Here is a 16,571-nt window from a genome sequence, read left to right on the forward strand (position 1 = left end):
TGCCCACCGCACACGGAGGAGATCATGAAAAAAATCATCCTGACCCTTAGCCTACTGCTCGTAACAGCGATAACCGGTTGCGACTCCGGCCCCAAGCAACAATCAGCGCCCATCCAGACTCTTTCCATTAAAGGTTCCGACACCATGGTTCATCTGGTCAGCTCTTGGACGGAAGAATTCATGAAAGGCCATGCCGAGGTTGACATCTCCGTGACCGGCGGCGGCTCCGGCACCGGCATCGCCGCCCTGATCAACGGCACCACCGATATCTGCGCAGCCTCCAGGGGCATGAAGGAAAAAGAACAGAAACAAGCCGAAGGGAACAAGGTTTCCCCCGTGGAAATCCCGGTGGCCCGCGACGGCATCGCCCTGATCGTGCATCCGGAAAACCCGGTGAACAGCCTGACCATTGACCAGCTGCGCCTGATCTACACGGGCAAAGTGACCAACTGGAAGGAGGTCGGCGGCGCCGACACCCCCATTCTCCTCCTCTCCCGCGAGTCCAGCTCCGGGACCTTTATCTTCTTCCAGGAGCATGTCCTGAACAAGGAGGATTTCAGCTCCTCCGCCCGGTTGCTCCCAGGCACCTCCGCCTTGGTGCAGGCCGTGGCCGCCGACCGTGGGGCCATCGCCTATGTTGGCTTGGGCTTTGCCGCGGAGGCGAAAGGTACGGCGAAAACCCTTGGCATCCAGGCCAAGGAGCAGCCCAGCCCGGTGGTCCCCAGCGAGGAGACCGTTCGTTCCGGGGCATATGCTGTTTCCCGGCCGCTGTTCTTCTATACCAACGGGGCGCCCAAGGATACGGCAAAGCAGTTCATCGATTTCTGCCTGAGTCCGGCAGGGCAGAAGATTGTGAGAGAAACAGGATATGTCCCGGTCTCGTAAGCTATTCATAACCGACAAGTTGATGCGGCTGCTGCTGGTGGGCGCCGCCTCGACCAGCGTTCTTGTCGTCTGCCTGATCTTTCTCTTTCTGTTCAGGGAGGCGGGGCCGTTTGCGCTCGCTCCCGGGCTGGGCAAGCTCATGGACAGCCAGTGGATTCCGGTCTCCTTCCAGGAGGAACACTTCGGCCTCGGCCCCCTGCTTTCCGGCTCCGCCCTGGTAACCGCCCTGGCCATGCTGGTCACGGTGCCCATCTCCGTGCTGGTGGCAATCTACATCGCGGAAATCGCCCTGCCCACCGAACGGGAATTCCTCAAGCCCTTCATTGAAATCCTGGCCAGCATCCCCTCGGTGGTTCTGGGTTTCTTCGGCCTGCTGGTGGTGGCCCCCATCGTCAAGGCAACCTTCGGCCTCAGCACCGGACTCACCGCCTTAACCGGCGCCCTGCTCCTCTCGCTCATGGCCATTCCCACCATCATCTCCCTGTCGGAGGATGCCCTGGTCAGCGTGCCCTACGCCTTGAAAAACGCCTCCCTGGCGTTGGGCGCCAGCCATCTGCAGACCATCTTCCGGGTCACCTTGCCCGCGGCCCTGCCTGGGATCGTGGCTGCGGTGATGCTCGGGATCGGCAGGGTTATCGGGGAAACCATGGCGGTGCTGATGGTCACCGGCAATTCGGCCATCCTCACCTTTTCCCCTCTGGCCTCGGTGCGGACCATGACCGCCACCATCGCCGCGGAGATGGGCGAGGTGCCTTTTGGCAGCGTGCATTATCAAGCGCTTTTCTGGATAGGAATCATCCTGCTGGTCATCACCTTTGCCCTCAACATCGTTGCACAGCGCGTGCTGAAAAAATACGGCATGATGAAATGAACAACACCGCGGATAAATTCATCCTCTTCTCCCTGCGGCTCATCACCTACGCCATTGTCTTGGTGATCGGCTACATCCTCTTTGACATCATCCGACACGGAGCCCCGGCCCTCAACTGGCAGTTCGTCAGCAGCTTTCCCCGGAGAAGCGGGGCAGCGGGCGGCATTTTTCCCGCCATCGTCGGCACCCTGTTGCTGGTGGTGGGCACCATCGCCGTTTCCCTGCCGCTTGGGGTCGGCGGGGCGATCTATCTTTCCGAATATGCGGATCAGGGCCGATTCAACACCCTGATCCGGTTGGCCATTATCACCCTGGCCGGAGTCCCTTCCATTGTCTTTGGCCTATTCGGCCTTGGTCTCTTTGTGCTCTTCTGCGGCTTCGGCCCCTCCATCCTGGCAGGCAGTCTGACCCTCGCCTGCATGGTCCTGCCCACCATTATCGTGGCCAGTGAAGAATCGCTGCGTGCCGTGCCCAAGGGATTCCGCGATGCCAGCCTGGCCTTGGGGGCCACCAAGTGGGAAATGATCCGCACCAACATCCTGCCCTATTCCCTTTCCGGCATGATAACCGGCTCGATCCTGGGCATTGGCCGAGCCGCAGGGGAAACCGCCCCCATCCTTCTGACCGTGGCCGCTTTTTTTCTCCCCAGACTGCCCAACTCTATTTTTGATCAGGTCATGGCCCTGCCCTACCATCTCTACATCCTTGCCACCCAGCATCCGGAAGCGGACCGGATCAGACATATGCAATACGGCACCGCCCTGGTTCTCCTTTTACTGGTTTTGGGCTTAAGCCTTGGCGCAATACTCATTCGAACCCATTTCAGGAAAAAATTCCGATGGTAGAACAGTCTATTTACCCCCCAGATCTGCAAATGGTCATCACCACCAGCCAGGTCAATTTCTTCTACGGGACCACCCAGGCGCTTTTTGACATCTCCCTGCTGATCCCGGCCAAGCATGTCACTGCCCTGATCGGGCCGTCCGGCTGCGGCAAATCGACCTTTCTCAGATGCCTGAACCGGATGAACGACACCATCCCCCACAGCCGGGTGGAGGGAGAAATCTCCATCAACCTGAAAGATATCTATGCCCCGGGCACCGATGTGGTGGAGCTGCGCAAGGAGGTGGGGATGGTTTTCCAGAAATCAAACCCCTTCCCCAAGTCCATCTTCGACAACGTTGCCTACGGCCCCAGAATCCACGGCGAGAAAAATCCGAAACGGTTGGCGGAAATCGTGGAGCAAAGCCTGCAGCAGGCCGCCATCTGGGACGAGGTCAAGGACCGCCTGCACGCCAATGCCATGGGATTATCGGGTGGCCAGCAGCAGCGACTCTGCATCGCCAGGGCACTGGCCGTCGGACCGAAGATTCTGCTCATGGACGAGCCGGCCTCGGCCCTTGACCCAAAAGCAACCATGCGGATCGAGGATCTGATCGGCGAGCTGCGCACCAACTACACCATTGTCATCGTCACCCACAACATGCAACAGGCCGCCCGGGTTTCCGACTACACCGCCTTTTTCTATGAAGGCCATCTGATTGAATGCGACCGGACCCCGAAAATTTTTACCAACCCCAGAGAGAAACAGACAGAAGATTACATAACCGGCCGCTTCGGATGAAAAGGGAGTAACGATCATGGCAAAACACATGCAGCACGACATCGACAAACTGAAGGCAAAGATCATCGCCATGGGCGAAGCCGTGGAAGACCGGGTTTACCAGGCCACGCTTTCCGTGATCAACCGCGACCCGGGCAAGGCAAACGCGGTGATCAAAGGGGATCGGGAAGTTGACGACATGGAGGTGGAGATCGAGGAAGATTGCCTGAAGATTCTCGCCTTGTATCAGCCGGTGGCCATCGACCTGCGCTTCATCGTGGCGGCGCTGAAAATCAACAGCGATCTGGAACGGATCGGGGATCTGGCGGTGAACATCGCTGAACGGGGGTTATTCCTCGCCGGTCAGGAGAAGTTTGAAATCCCCTTTGACCTGACGGCCATGGTCAACCTAGCCGAAAAAATGGTCACGGAAAGCATCGACGCCCTGATCAACCATGATGTACGCTTGGCCCACCATATCCGGGCGGCGGACGACACCATGGACGCCATGAACCGGGAGATGTACACCCAACTCAAGGGGATGCTCACCACCGATACCGAGCATGTGAACAACCTCCTGCATGTCCTCTCCGTGGGACGGCATCTGGAAAGGATTGCCGACCATGCGACCAACATTGCCGAAGATGTGATCTATCTGGTCGATGCCCAGATCATCCGGCACACGCCCGAGCTTTACGACGAGTAGGCGTAGGCGCAGCAGACCGGGCCTTGCCCAGCCTTAGGACGAGATGTCGATGCTGCCCTTCTTCTTGAGAATGCGCAGACCGATGTAGCAGGGAAGTAAAACGACCACGATGCCCCCAGCGTAGGGAGTGTACGCCGATTCGCTCAGCGTGGTGCCGTGAAGAAAGTATTCCCGCCACAACGGAATCAGCGCCAGGGCGACAAAGGTCCAGAAGGCGGTGCCGCTATCCTTGATCAGGGCGCGCCACCAATGGAAATTGAACCCGGACAAGGTCTGCCCGATATTGGCAAACGACGGCCACAGCCGACGCGTCCTGCGACAGAATGCTTCGTATTCCTCCCCGAATTTCCCCTGCAGGAACTTTTCCTCGGTGGCCATAATCGCATAGTAGAAGAAGACGAAGAACGGCAGCACCGTTACAAAAGCCAAGGGCGCACCGCCATACAAGCCGATGCCGATGGCGATCAAGATGTTGCCAAGATACATGGGGTTGCGGACATGGTTGTAGATGCCGCCGGTCACCAAACGGCTGGCGTTGACCTTGCCATCCTTCCCCCCCCGCTCGATGTAATCAAACCCAATGGTAAAGAACCGCAACCCCTCACCCAACAAGGTCACCACCAACCCCAGACTGGTCAACCAACTGGTGACGGTCTCACTTATGATAATCTGCGGCCTGAAAACAAAGAGCATGGCGATGAAGATAACCGGGAACATATAGGCCCGGTAGCGGAAGAAAAAGTTCCCAGCCCCGACCATGAAGGGGTTGCTCAATCTCATTTTGCCCCCTTACGAATGATATAGCCGCAGAAATTGTACCACTTGAAAAATATTTCGCATTCGCTGAAGCCGTTCTGCAAGACGAGTTCCTCGTTTTCCTGCACCCGGTAGGGGATGAGTACATTCTCCAAGGCCTCACGTTTCTGGCTGATCTCAAGCTTGCTGTAGCCGCTTGCCTCTTTGAAATCATAGTAGTACTTGATGAAAAACCGGTTGAGCAGCGAATCCCGGCTCAGCACCTTCTCGATGAGGATGAGGCAGCCGTTTTCGTTAACCCCTTTTGCGATATTCTGGATCAAGCGCTCCCGGTTCAAGGGCCGGACGAACTGGAGGGTGAGGTTCATGATCACCACCGAGGCGTTCTCGACCCGCACCTCGTTGTTGAGATCCATGCACTCAAGATGGTAATCATGCTGCATGCCGTGGCTCTTCAGCTTTTCCTCGGCTTTTTTCAGCATCTCCTCGGAATAATCGCAGCCCACCATCCTTACGCCCGCAGGGAGGATGGGGTCAAGCTGGATCAAGGTCGTTCCAGTGGAACAGCCCAGGTCGTAGACGTTCGTCCCCGGCACGGCGAAATCCCGGGTCAACTCGGACATCATCCGCTGCACTTCAAGATAAAAAGGAACCGAACGGACCAGCATGTCGTCGAAGACGGAGGCTGTTTTCGCGTCAAAACTGAAATCGGCCACCGTACCATGCGGGGTTGCAAAAATTTCATCCTTCTTCGCCATGAAATCCTCTTTTTCTGCTCGTATAGTATTCTGGAATTCGGACATGGGCGTGAGCCACAGTCCGGATGCTTCGTGCGGTTATCGCAAACCAGCTTCCTTTATTATCACAAAGCGCGACGAAAATCCATGCTTATCCCCTCTTTTTTAACCCCGGATCGGGATACCGTGGCCGCTGCCTGGCTGAGCCGGGGGAGCCTCTCTTCAGGCGACCAGCGGTCCAGGCCTCTCTGGTAGAGCAGGCTGGCCCCCTGATAGGAACAGATGGCCTTGCCGCTCAGTTCCTTTTTCTCCGCTACCGGGACCAGCACCGCATCCTGCATGGTTTCTTTGACCACCTGATACTGGGCAATCCCCTGCCGTTCATTGAGGATGGCCAGATACCCATCCTCCAGATAACCAAGCCGCTGGTAGTTGCCGATAAAGGCACGGGGCGTGAAATCAGCTGCCAAAATATCCTTGCCAAAGAACTTGCTGTGGTATTGCCACTTCAGTAGACCAAACAGGGTGGGGCCCAGATCCACCTGACTTGCCAGAGTGCTGTTCACCCCTGGCTTAATGATTCCCGGCCCATAAAAAATCAAGGGGATATGATAGCTATGCACCGGAAGTTCCTGACGCCCGGCACTGCCGGCGCAATGATCCGCGACAATGACGAAAATGGTATTGTTAAACCAGGAATGATGACGCGCCTCTGCAATGAATCTGCCGATGGCATAATCGGTATACTTGACTCCCCCGGATCGCCCGGTTTTTGAAGGGATATCGATTTTCCCCTCGGGATAGGTGAAAGGCCTGTGGTTTGAAGTGGTCATCACATAACCGAAGAAAGGTTTCTTCCGGCTCGCAGATTGGTCGAATTCCCGCAGAGCCCTACCCAGAATATCCTCATCGCACACGCCCCAAATATTGGCAAAGGTGCTCTCTTCCGCACGGAGATTGCTGCGGTCGGTAACATCAAAACCGTTGCCGCCGAAAAAGGCGTTCATGTTGTCAAAATATCCGAAGCCCCCGTAAAAAAACCTGGTGTCATAGCCTTTGTCCCGAAAAACGAAGCCCAAGGAAAACATATTGGCGTTATTGGGCCGTTTAACAATGGACTGTCCGGGTGTCGGAGGCACGGAAAGAGTGACCGCCTCCATCCCGCGAACAGTTCGGGTGCCTGTGGCATACAGCCGATTAAACAGCAGCCCATCCTTGGCCAGGGCATCAAGATTAGGAGTAAGACCTGCGGTGTTGCCAAAAGAGCCAAGATACTCCGCGCTCAGGCTTTCCACCATGATCAACACGACGTTATGACGTTTTTCCGGAGCCACGGAGGTAACCACTCGCTCTATGTCCGTGGGGTTATCATCGATATAACGGCTGTTTTTGGTCTTAAGCAGGGTGCGCAGACCACTGAAGGCAGCCTTTTCGTCCATGTTTTTATAAAAGGTCGCGTAGTCCAGGCTGTTGTTGCGAAAGGCGGAAAACAGCTGGTAGATCCCATTTTCCGCCAATTCTTTTTCATAGCGATTATCGAAGGCCTTGCCAACAAGGGAGCCATCCACAGTGAGAAAGAGAAGTGCGGGCAAGAGCAGGAAAACTGCTCCAGCACTCAGACGGGGTGCAAGCGCTGCGCCTCGGCCCCCCTGTAATCGCACCGAGGCTATGGCTGCTTCAATCCGGGGCCGGATGATGAGAAAAATCAATGCTGTCGCAACGCCAACGAGGGCAAGCAGCTGAGGAACCGGATAGGACTCCCGGATATTGCCTATTACCTCATGGGTATAGACCAGATAGTCCACGGCGATGAAGTTGAAACGCACACCAAACTCATCCCAGAACAGCCATTCAGCCAGGGCGGAGAAGACCAGGCCATAACACAGGGCAAAAACAAGGGGATAGAGGACAACCCTTTGCCAGCGGCTGACAAAAAAACGCTGGGGCATGACCAACAAATACAAAACAATGGGAATGGCAAAATATGCGGCATTGACCAGATCATACAACAGTCCGACCAAAAAGATGGTGCCCACGGTGAGGGGCGAATGCCCGATCTGGGGCCAACTGTGGATCAACAACGCAAGGCGTACCGCAAAGGCATACAGACTGTAGCAGATGAAAAAAAGACGGAGAAGCTGAAAACGGCCGAAAGAGGGAAGGCTGGAAAATCGGGAAAACACGGGATGTAGATGTATGATCTTTGGCATAATGGCGGCTGACCTGCTCCTTCGCGTAAGCCCTCCCCTTGATTGCGGCCAGAATAACCACGTTTTTTCCCAAGAAAGAGCACAGCTATCGCTGAATCTAGCACACCAAGAATTACCAGACTATTTCCTGGGCATTACAAACGTGAAAGGTTGCATAATTGTTGAGGATGCATGGACCTATCCTGCCCACGACAACGAAGATGAACTAAGAACAGGCTACCGCTTCAGGACAGAATTGATGAATCGGCAGGCAAGCGCAGGCTGAACGTCGTCCCATGGCCGGACGAGCTTTCCACCTCGATACTCCCCGCATGGGCCTGAATGACTGCTTTAACGAGGCTCAATCCGAGACCAAGACCACGCTGGCTGCGGCTATGATCTCCCCGATACAACCGATCAAAAATCAGGGGCAGATCGTGGGGTGGAATGCCTGCCCCGTTATCTTGCACCCGGATTACCACATTTTCAGCCTGACGGGCACAGGTGAGTTCTATGCGACCACCGGTCGGGGTATGCTTGAGGCTGTTGTCAAGCAGATTGCCGACAACCTGCCGCATCCGGTCCATATCCGCCATCATCGCAAGGTCAGACGGGCCGGAGACGGAAACAGCCACCCCTTTTTCCTCGGCCACGTACTGATACAGATCAACCACCTCGGCAAGCAGCGAAACAACCGCAATGGGTTGGCGATGCAACTTCATCACCCCTGTCTCCGCCTCGGAGATGTCCATCAGGGTGTTGAGCATAGTGATGATACGCTCTGACTCTTCGGCGCAGTCCAGCAGGGCCTCGCGCAAAACCTCGGCCGTGTTGTCGGACTGCAAGGCGGTTTCGATTCCTGCCCGCAGGCGAGTCACAGGGGTGCGCAGATCATGGGCCACATTATCCAGAGCCGCCCGCATGCCGGTGAGCAGCTGTTCGATTTTTTCCAGCATGGTGTTGAAGAGACGGACCAGTTCATCCAATTCATCGCCGGTGTGCCGCGATGGCACCCGAGCGTCCATTTTGCCGATATCGATGCTGCGCACGACCTCAATGAGATCGCGCACCGGTCGCAGAGAGCGGAAAGCCAGGAAAAACCCGCCGAGAAAACCAAAGATGATCATCGGCAGCATGATCCCCGCAAAAACCTCACCGAAATTTTCCAGAATTTTCTGCCGTTCCCCAGAACCTCGGCCAATCTGGAGCAGATACCCGCCCCCAAGCCGTCTATTGACAATCTCAAGGGAATCGCCTCTTCCTTTCGCAGGGAGGACAATCCAGTCATCAGACCTGCCCCCACTGCGGAATAGCGGGGAAAAGCCGCTGGCCAACTCCCGCCAATCCGGGGGCAGGGTGACAATGAGCGATTGCCCGGTGGGGTCGGCTACCCGCACAAAAAAACCAGCCTGGCTGTTATGTTCGTCCTCAAGACGGATCTCGGCAAGCATGGCCTGAAGGCCGCTCTGCTGTTCTTGTAGGGTGTACTCGCTGAGTTTGGCCAGGATGATGTTCCGATCCTTTTCCAGAATCGCGGAACGCAAAGGAAAGTACAGCAGGGCAAAAAGCAGGAGCGAGCTGGAAATAAAAATAAGGGAATACCACAGGGCCAGCCGAAACCCCGTGGTTTTTGTTAGATTTTTAATCGTCACCAAGGGCATAGCCGACCCCGCGAATCGTTTGAATTAGCTTGCGTCCAAAATCCCGGTCAATTTTATTGCGCAACCGACAAATGAGGACGTCCACCACATTGGTCTGGGGGTCAAAATTATAATCCCAGACATGCTCTAAAATCATGGTCTTGGAAATGACCCGCCCCGGGTTGCCCATGAGATATTCGAGAAGGGAAAACTCCCTGGGCTGAAGATCGATCTTGCGCTCCCCCCTGCAAACCTCCCGCGTCAGCTTGTTAAGGGAGAGATCCCCCACCCGCAGGACCGTGGCTTCCGGCGCGGCGCCTGCCCGACGGATCAGGGCCTGCACCCTGGCCAGCAGCTCGGAAAAGGAAAACGGCTTGGTGAGATAATCGTCCCCACCGGCCTGCAAGCCCTTAACCCGATCCGCAACCGATCGTTTGGCGCTTAAAATGAGCACCGGGGTATTGACCTGCCGACGACGGAGCTGATCAAGCAGGGCAAGGCCATCAAGCCTTGGCAGCATAATATCAAGAACGGCAAGATCATAGGCGCCATCCAGCGCCCGAAAAAGGCCATCCTCGCCATTATCGACGACATCAACGGAAAAACCCGCCTGCCGGAGCCCCATGCTGATGAAGGAGGCAATTTTATGATCATCTTCGACTACGAGTATGCGCATGGCCGCCTTATCCTGAAAAAATCACCGTTGCCCTCACAAAGATTAGCAGGCCTGCATCCAACCGGCAATCAGAACTTTGCCGGGGAAGAGTCGAGAACGAACTCCGTCCGCAAAAAAGAATATGTGCGGGCTGGCTGGTCGGTATGGTATACTTCCCTGCTTTGTTTTTTCCGGGACTCAAGCAGTTTTTGACCGGAAGATGCAGGGCTTACCGTCGGCGAGATTTCTTTTCCCCACACAATGACCATGATCCCAACCGTGCTCCCATATCTCTCCCGGCTCAAAGTGGCGATAAACCGCTATACCCTATTCCTGCTCTTTCTTCTCGGCTACACGGCGATTCTTCAGCAAAACGGCGGCCTGCCCGCATTACTGCCGGCGTGGCGCCTGGAAATCCCCCTGCTCCTCTATCTCTACTTTTTTTTCAATCAGCTCCTCCGCAAATCACGCCTGCAACCGTTTGTGGCCGCGGCGCCGCTCGTCCTGTTTTACGGCGTGTTCGATGCCTACTACCTCATGTTCGGCAGGATGCTGCGCATCACCGAAATAACCGAACTGCCGGAGATGCTGCAGGTGCTCCCCCCCTTGGCCCTCGCCCTGATCGGAGTACTGCTTGGCCTCCCCCTGCTGGCCTTTCTCGCTTCCCTTGAACTCCGCACCCGCCGGCCAGCCCTGGCCATGGCCTCGCTGCCTCTCTTGGCACTGTCGCTGATGGTTGAAATAGCCCCGGATTTCTTCATGGCGGCCTTCCAGCAGACCCAGCAGGAGATCGTCATCTATTCCGACACAGCCAACGCCCGCAACAACGGCCGCCTGAGCATGATGCTGTATAATGAAGCCAGACGGAAAAGCTACCATGCGAAAATTGCCGGACACCAGATGAATCCCGCTTCCCTCATTGATTTCGACAGAGTGATTGCCGAACTCAAAGATCAGCCGGGAAAAAGGAATATCCACCTGATCGTTCTTGAGAGCTTCCTGGACCCAGAGCTTTTAAAGGAAGCCCGTTTTTCCCGTGACCCCGCCCATCCCGCTTTCCGCAAACTGTTCGGAAAAAAGGGGGGCATTTCCATATCGCCGGTATTTGCCGGGGGTACTGCTCAGGCCGAGTTCGAGGTTCTCTGCGGGGCTCCGGCCCTGCGGGAGTTTTCCGGCATTGAGTTCGATGTGTTCACCGGGGCCAAGGCCTCCTGCCTTCCCAGAATTCTTGCCCAGGGCGGCTACGAGACCAACGCCACCAACGCCTACAAACCTGATTTTTTTAACTCAACCAACGCCTATACCGGAATTGGCTTTGAAAAAAGGTACTACCCGCAGGAATTCGCCGCAGGCTACGATACGTATTTCTCTGCGGGGGACGTGACGGACGAGGATTATATGTTCGACGGGGTACTTTTCTCCCAAAATCTGGAATTCATCACCAGGCGGATCAAGGAAAACCCGAAGCTCCCCATCTTCAACTACATCATCAGCATGTACGGGCACACCCCCCATGATCTTAACAACAGCAAACGGCCCAAGGTCATAGCAATGCTCGGCAAATTCCAGGACGAAGGACTGGAGAAAGCCGTCAACCAGTACTACTACCGCACCGAGGCCATCGCCACCTTTGTCAAGGGGCTGATCGCGGCAGACCCGAAGTCGCTGATCATCCTGGTGAGCGATCACCTGCCAAGCCTGTCGGGAGGCCAAACCTACAAGGATCTCAACTATCTCGGCGGAACCGGGGAAGCCACCTTTCACAACCGGATCTACATCATCGAAAACGGCCGCCCTGTGAGGCAGAACACCATCCATCATTATGACATTCCCCGCATCATCCTCAACTACGCGACCAAGGGGAAATACTGTCAGGAGCACGACTGCAATTTCACGGCCCAGGACACTCCGGTTGCCAGAAACGCTTACCGGGGCGACTACCTGGACATCATGTCCCAGGCCATGGATGCCACCTCAGCCATCCGCATGATCGGTTCAAAGACGCAATGTGTGCAATGAAGCCGATGTGGTCGCGGTCCCAAAAAACATGCCTGGCTTAATGTATCCCTGGGGGATTTTCCTTTTTAGCGCCGGGTTGTCCCTGTGGCTGACCGGGCTTATCCGGCGTTACGCCTTGGCACGCAACCTTATCGATGTTCCCAACCATCGGAGCTCGCACCAGGCGCCTACTCCGCGAGGGGGTGGGCTGGCCATAGTGGCAACTTTTTTTGCAGGGCTGTTGTCCCTGTGGCTGATAGGCTCTTTGCCGACCAAGGTATTGTTGGCCCTGACCGGCGCGGGAGGACTGGTTGCCTGGGTTGGTTTTCTAGATGACCGCCGCCATATTGCGCCACAATGGCGGCTGGCCGCTCATTTTCTAGGGGCAATCTGGGGGCTTTTCTGGCTGGGGCAACTGCCGCCCCTCTCTCTATTCGGACACCTGTTCTATCTTAGTTGGCCTGGCTATTTGCTGGCCGCAGTGTATCTTGTCTGGCTGCTCAACCTGTACAATTTCATGGACGGCATCGATGGCATCGCCAGCATTGAGGCGATCACGGTCTGCCTGGGCGGGAGCCTTGTCTCTGTGCTCTCTGCCCCGGATGGGCAGAGCTGGCAGATTCCGGCCTTGCTGCTGTCTTCGGTTGTCGGCTTTCTGTACTGGAATTTTCCGCGGGCCAGGATTTTCATGGGAGACTCCGGCAGTGGGTTCCTGGGGCTGACTCTGGGGCTTCTCTCGATTCAGGCAGCTCAGGTTGCCCCGGAACTCTTCTGGTGCTGGCTTATCCTGCTCGGGGTTTTTATAGTTGACGCCACCACGACTTTGTTACGCCGAGTGATACGGGGCGAGGCCTTTCATGAAGCCCATCGCAGTCACGCTTACCAGTACGCCGTCCGCCATTTTGCCACGCACCGGCAGGTGTCCCTCGCGGTCGGGCTGATCAATCTTCTCTGGTTGTTGCCCATTACTCTGCTGGTAGCGCGGGGATCGCTTCCTGGCTTGGCCGGGCTGCTGATTGCCTACACCCCGCTGGTGTGGGGTGCCTTTCGCTGCAAGGCTGGGGCAAAGGAGCACCAGGGCGTGTAATTGCGGCTAATGTTTGCACAAAAAAAGGGGTTAACCGAAAACGGTTAACCCCTTTGCTATTGCTGGTCGGGATGAGAGGATTCGAACCTCCGGCCCCTTGGACCCCATCCAAGTGCGCTACCAGACTGCGCTACATCCCGACAAAATATATTCCCTCAACAGGTTGGCCCCCTATTTAGCATGGCCCGAGGCACCTGTCAAGCTGGACTCTCTCCGACACCCTCATTCCTCGAGAATTTTCTGCAAGGCCAACAACTCCGCCTTAACCTGGCCAAAAATATCCACCGGTTTCCCCGGCAACTCCTGCTCTGTTTGGGACGCGGCACAATCATGCTCCTGCCCGCCACCATCTCGCGCCAAGGCTTTTTTTGCCCCGCTGATGGTAAAGCCCTCATCCTTGAGCAGCCTTTTGATCGCCAGGACCGTTTCCACATCCACCCGACGATAGAGCCGCTGTTTGGACTGGGCCCGCTGCGGGTGGAGGATCCTGAATTCCGATTCCCAGTAGCGAAGCACATGCTGCTTCACCCCGGTTATCGCACACACCTCGCCAATCTTGAAATACCGCTTGTCAGGAATTCCCGGCAGGCGAGCGCCTGCTGTTCCTTGACCCTCATCAAAACTCTGGCAAGATGTTTTGGTCACACTGGTCCTTTATTCCTTGTTCAGATTCTCCCGAACTACCTTGCTGGGCCTGAAGGAGACCATATGCCGCTTGGAGATCTCCATGGTTTCTCCGGTCCGGGGGTTGCGGCCCACCCGCGAGGATTTTTTCCGCACGGTGAAGGTGCCGAACTGCACGATCTTGATGGCCTCCCCCTGAAGCAGGGTTTTCTTGAGCGCATCAAAAACAGCATCAACCATTTCTCCTGCGCTCCGCTGGGAAAAACCCATCTTCTCGTTGATGGTCTGCGAGAGTTCTTTTCTGGTAAGATTGGATCGTTTCATCTATTATGCCTCACGTAACTGACCGTTAAAACGGGAAATCATCATCTCGATAATTTTTTGGTGGATCTTGCCAACTGTTTCGTCATCCAGGGTTCGATCAAGCGCCCGATAGGTGATGGAAATTGCGACACTCTTTTTCCCTGCCTCAATATTCTTCCCCTGGAACACATCAAAGATCTCGGCCCGCTCGATAAGCTTTTCCCCGCACCCATGAATGGCGGAAAGCATTTCTCCGGCAGCCGCCCCTTCGGGCACGATGAGGGCCATGTCCCATTTCACAAAGGGAAACTTGGGCAACGGAGCAAAGGTTTTTGCCTGGGGCGAAAAACCGCCGAGCGCGGCAAGATCAAGATCCACAAAAAAAGCCTGCTGCTTGATGCCAAAACCTTTCAGCGTTTTTTGACTGAAAGCGCCGCACCAGCCCAGGATTTTCTCGCCGCCCATGACGGCCAGGACACTGCCCGGTTCGGCAAAGGGAAGCTCCTGTTCGGCAACACCTGCCTGGCAGGTGATTGTCGCGCCAAGCCGCAGACGGTCAAGAACTTGCGCCATAACCCCTTTGACATCGAAGATGTCTACCGGGGTTTCCCCGGCATGGAACACGGGCGCCCCCGGATTCCGACGTCCGGAAATAACTGCGGCCAGGCGAAAAGGCTCCTCGGGCTGCTGACTCCCCTGGGGATGAAAGACCTTGCCTACTTCAAAAAGCCGAACATCATGGCTCTGATGATTGAGATTACGCCGCAGATTCTCCAAAAGTCCAGGCAAAAGCGTGGTCCGCAAAACACTCTGATCTTCCGCCAGAGGGTTTAACAAATGCACGGTCTGTCGCCTGGCGTCGTCTCCGGTCAATCCCAGCAGATCATGATGCTGCGGGGCCACGAAGCTGTAATTGATCGCCTCATAAAACCCGAGGGAGGTGAGGGTCTCAGCCACCTTTTTCCGCAGTTCCCGAAGAGCATCCTGCTCGGAAAAACTCATGGGCACCATGGGCAGGGTGGTGGGCAGCAGGTTGTAGCCCACGATCCGGGCAACCTCTTCAATGAGGTCAATCTCCCGCTCAAGATCAACCCGGAAACTCGGGGGCGTCACCCGCAGGGTATCGTCATCAATCCGTTCCACCTCAATTTCAATACCGGTCAGGGCAGCACCAATCTGGTCCAGGGTAAGATCCATGCCCAGCAGGGCGCATGTTCGTTTCCCCCGCAAGGTAATAGGGGCCGGGGCGACAACACCCTCACGGTAATCAACACCGCCCGCGACAATCTCCCCGCCGGCCAGGGCGGCCATGAGCTGAACTGCCCGCTCCATGGCCATGGGCACGCCTTGCGGATCAACGCCCCGTTCGAAACGGTAAGACGCCTCGGTGCTCATGTTGAGCCTGCCTGCGGTACGCCGGATGCCGATGGCGGCAAAGCAGGCACTTTCCAGAAGAATGTCGCAGGTCTCTGCCCCAACCTCGGAATTGGCCCCGCCCATGATCCCAGCCACGGCCACGGGCCTTTCGGCGTCGCAGATCATCAGCATCTGACTGTCAAGCTGGTGCTCGGTCCCGTCCAGGGTGGAAAGCCCCTCGCCGGACCTCGCCCGCCGGACCACGATCCTGCCCCCGGCCAGTTTGTTGAAATCAAAGGCATGCAGAGGCTGACCGTATTCCAGCATGACAAAGTTGGTGATATCGACGATATTGCTGATCGGGCGCATACCCACAGCCAGCAATCGCTGTTGCAGCCACCAGGGCGAAGGCCCGATCTTTACATTTTTAACCAGCCTGGCGGCATAGCGCGGGCAATCAGCAGCGGATTCCACCTCCACACTGAAGGGGAGATTCTCGCTGGTCAGCACAGGGGCGACTACCACCGGCGGAGTGATCCGCTTGCCGATCACCCCGCCCACCTCACGGGCAATCCCCAGCACACTGGCGCAATCGGGCCTGTTCGGGGTGAGATCGACCTCAATCATGGTATCCACCAGACCCAGAGCCTGGCTGAGCGGTTGCCCCGGTTGCAGCTCCGCAGCCAACTCCATGATCCCGGCCTGGTCTTCGGTGATCCCAAGTTCCTTGGCCGAACAGAGCATACCACAGGATTCCTCGCCGCGGATCTTTGCCGGTTTGATGGTGAGTCCTCCCGGCAACACCGCTCCGGGCAAGGCAAGAGCCGTAACCAATCCGGCACGCGCGTTGGGTGCGCCACAGACCACTCTTTTCAGCTCCTGGCCCACATTCACGTCACAGAGCACCAGCTTATCCGCGTTGGGATGGGGGGAAACCGCCTCGATCCTCGCTACCACAACCCCGGTCAACTCCGGATAACACGGCACGCAGGCGTCCACCTCAAGACCAAGCATGGTCAGGTGGTCGGCAATCTGCCCCGGCTCCAGGTCCGTGTCAATGTATTCGCGCAGCCAATTGAGCGTAAACTTCATGGATCGTGTCTTATGGTCGTCGCCCGCAAAGGGGCTTAAGCCGTTGTGAAAAAAACGGCGCAAAGAGCC

Annotated in this window: 15 protein-coding genes and 1 tRNA gene; 7 read left to right on the forward strand and 9 right to left on the reverse strand. The window is 56.4% G+C overall.

All coding sequences use genetic code 11. The annotated features are described in order from the left end of the window. Window positions 1-24: 24 nt before the first annotated feature. Genes ACZ46D_RS08105 through phoU form a run of 5 tightly spaced genes read left to right on the forward strand, consistent with a single transcriptional unit; the run spans window position 25 to window position 4,065 of the window. Window positions 25-885 (forward strand): PstS family phosphate ABC transporter substrate-binding protein, encoded by an 861-nt coding sequence (locus tag ACZ46D_RS08105; protein ID WP_464926950.1) that lies wholly within the window; start codon window positions 25-27, stop codon window positions 883-885. After that, window positions 869-1,756, forward strand: coding sequence for a phosphate ABC transporter permease subunit PstC (pstC, locus tag ACZ46D_RS08110; RefSeq protein WP_464926951.1), 888 nt, complete (start codon window positions 869-871; stop codon window positions 1,754-1,756). Before ACZ46D_RS08105 ends, pstC begins: the two co-directional genes overlap by 17 nt. Next, window positions 1,753-2,601, forward strand: a complete 849-nt coding sequence (gene pstA / locus ACZ46D_RS08115) for a phosphate ABC transporter permease PstA (protein WP_464926952.1) — start codon at window positions 1,753-1,755, stop codon at window positions 2,599-2,601. The genes pstC and pstA overlap by 4 nt, the downstream gene beginning before the upstream one ends. Continuing rightward, window positions 2,595-3,380 carry a phosphate ABC transporter ATP-binding protein PstB gene (gene pstB, locus ACZ46D_RS08120; RefSeq protein ID WP_464926953.1) on the forward strand — a complete coding sequence of 262 codons (786 nt, stop codon included), beginning with the start codon at window positions 2,595-2,597 and terminating at the stop codon, window positions 3,378-3,380. Before pstA ends, pstB begins: the two co-directional genes overlap by 7 nt. Before the next feature lie 16 nt (window positions 3,381-3,396). Continuing rightward, window positions 3,397-4,065 (forward strand): phosphate signaling complex protein PhoU, encoded by a 669-nt coding sequence (gene phoU / locus ACZ46D_RS08125; protein ID WP_464926954.1) that lies wholly within the window; start codon window positions 3,397-3,399, stop codon window positions 4,063-4,065. Window positions 4,066-4,098: 33 nt separating this feature from the next. Here the strand turns inward: phoU and ACZ46D_RS08130 are convergent, their stop codons facing one another. From ACZ46D_RS08130 to ACZ46D_RS08150, 5 genes are all read right to left on the reverse strand, one after another. Next, complete coding sequence (locus ACZ46D_RS08130) at window positions 4,099-4,845, reverse strand: methyltransferase family protein (protein ID WP_464926955.1); 747 nt, start codon at window positions 4,843-4,845, stop codon at window positions 4,099-4,101. Further along, a complete protein-coding gene (gene cmoA, locus ACZ46D_RS08135; protein WP_464926956.1) occupies window positions 4,842-5,579 on the reverse strand; it encodes a carboxy-S-adenosyl-L-methionine synthase CmoA in 738 nt (245 codons plus the stop codon). The genes ACZ46D_RS08130 and cmoA overlap by 4 nt, the downstream gene beginning before the upstream one ends. A 104-nt stretch (window positions 5,580-5,683) precedes the next feature. Beyond that, window positions 5,684-7,768, reverse strand: coding sequence for an LTA synthase family protein (locus ACZ46D_RS08140; RefSeq protein ID WP_464926957.1), 2,085 nt, complete (start codon window positions 7,766-7,768; stop codon window positions 5,684-5,686). A 224-nt stretch (window positions 7,769-7,992) separates the two neighbouring features. Further along, a complete protein-coding gene (locus ACZ46D_RS08145) occupies window positions 7,993-9,408 on the reverse strand; it encodes a sensor histidine kinase (protein WP_464926958.1) in 1,416 nt (471 codons plus the stop codon). After that, complete coding sequence (locus ACZ46D_RS08150; protein WP_464926959.1) at window positions 9,389-10,063, reverse strand: response regulator transcription factor; 675 nt, start codon at window positions 10,061-10,063, stop codon at window positions 9,389-9,391. Before ACZ46D_RS08150 ends, ACZ46D_RS08145 begins: the two co-directional genes overlap by 20 nt. Before the next feature lie 258 nt (window positions 10,064-10,321). On the opposite strand from ACZ46D_RS08150, the gene ACZ46D_RS08155 reads away from it, so the two are divergent. After that, entirely contained in the window at window positions 10,322-12,061 is a 1,740-nt protein-coding gene (locus ACZ46D_RS08155; RefSeq protein ID WP_464926960.1) for an LTA synthase family protein, read from the forward strand. 40 nt (window positions 12,062-12,101) lie between these two features. Next, entirely contained in the window at window positions 12,102-13,127 is a 1,026-nt protein-coding gene (locus tag ACZ46D_RS08160) for an MraY family glycosyltransferase (protein WP_464929270.1), read from the forward strand. 63 nt (window positions 13,128-13,190) lie between these two features. Here the strand turns inward: ACZ46D_RS08160 and ACZ46D_RS08165 are convergent. The 4 genes from ACZ46D_RS08165 to pheT form a co-directional block, all read right to left on the reverse strand. After that, window positions 13,191-13,267 (reverse strand) — tRNA-Pro (locus ACZ46D_RS08165). Between the two features lie 82 nt (window positions 13,268-13,349). Continuing rightward, window positions 13,350-13,715 (reverse strand): MerR family transcriptional regulator, encoded by a 366-nt coding sequence (locus ACZ46D_RS08170; RefSeq protein WP_464929271.1) that lies wholly within the window; start codon window positions 13,713-13,715, stop codon window positions 13,350-13,352. A gap of 66 nt (window positions 13,716-13,781) precedes the next feature. Beyond that, the gene (locus ACZ46D_RS08175) at window positions 13,782-14,075 is read right to left on the reverse strand and encodes an integration host factor subunit alpha (protein WP_464926961.1); all 294 of its coding nucleotides are present in this window, start codon (window positions 14,073-14,075) and stop codon (window positions 13,782-13,784) included. 3 nt (window positions 14,076-14,078) lie between these two features. After that, entirely contained in the window at window positions 14,079-16,502 is a 2,424-nt protein-coding gene (gene pheT, locus ACZ46D_RS08180; protein WP_464926962.1) for a phenylalanine--tRNA ligase subunit beta, read from the reverse strand. Window positions 16,503-16,571 lie beyond the last annotated feature (69 nt).

The sequence above is a fragment of the Thiovibrio sp. Mzg5 genome (assembly GCF_055379285.1).

What these genes read in the sequence shown, in the direction of transcription:
- ACZ46D_RS08160 (WP_464929270.1), top strand. Translation starts at nt 12,102, where the DNA reads ATGTATCCCTGGGGGATTTTCCTTTTTAGCGCCGGGTTGTCCCTGTGG.
- cmoA (WP_464926956.1), bottom strand. Translation starts at nt 5,579, where the DNA reads ATGGCGAAGAAGGATGAAATTTTTGCAACCCCGCATGGTACGGTGGCC.
- ACZ46D_RS08145 (WP_464926958.1), bottom strand. Translation starts at nt 9,408, where the DNA reads ATGCCCTTGGTGACGATTAAAAATCTAACAAAAACCACGGGGTTTCGG.
- pstA (WP_464926952.1), top strand. Translation starts at nt 1,753, where the DNA reads ATGAACAACACCGCGGATAAATTCATCCTCTTCTCCCTGCGGCTCATC.
- ACZ46D_RS08150 (WP_464926959.1), bottom strand. Translation starts at nt 10,063, where the DNA reads ATGCGCATACTCGTAGTCGAAGATGATCATAAAATTGCCTCCTTCATC.
- pstB (WP_464926953.1), top strand. Translation starts at nt 2,595, where the DNA reads ATGGTAGAACAGTCTATTTACCCCCCAGATCTGCAAATGGTCATCACC.
- phoU (WP_464926954.1), top strand. Translation starts at nt 3,397, where the DNA reads ATGGCAAAACACATGCAGCACGACATCGACAAACTGAAGGCAAAGATC.
- pstC (WP_464926951.1), top strand. Translation starts at nt 869, where the DNA reads ATGTCCCGGTCTCGTAAGCTATTCATAACCGACAAGTTGATGCGGCTG.
- ACZ46D_RS08175 (WP_464926961.1), bottom strand. Translation starts at nt 14,075, where the DNA reads ATGAAACGATCCAATCTTACCAGAAAAGAACTCTCGCAGACCATCAAC.
- ACZ46D_RS08140 (WP_464926957.1), bottom strand. Translation starts at nt 7,768, where the DNA reads ATGCCAAAGATCATACATCTACATCCCGTGTTTTCCCGATTTTCCAGC.
- ACZ46D_RS08105 (WP_464926950.1), top strand. Translation starts at nt 25, where the DNA reads ATGAAAAAAATCATCCTGACCCTTAGCCTACTGCTCGTAACAGCGATA.
- ACZ46D_RS08130 (WP_464926955.1), bottom strand. Translation starts at nt 4,845, where the DNA reads ATGAGATTGAGCAACCCCTTCATGGTCGGGGCTGGGAACTTTTTCTTC.
- pheT (WP_464926962.1), bottom strand. Translation starts at nt 16,502, where the DNA reads ATGAAGTTTACGCTCAATTGGCTGCGCGAATACATTGACACGGACCTG.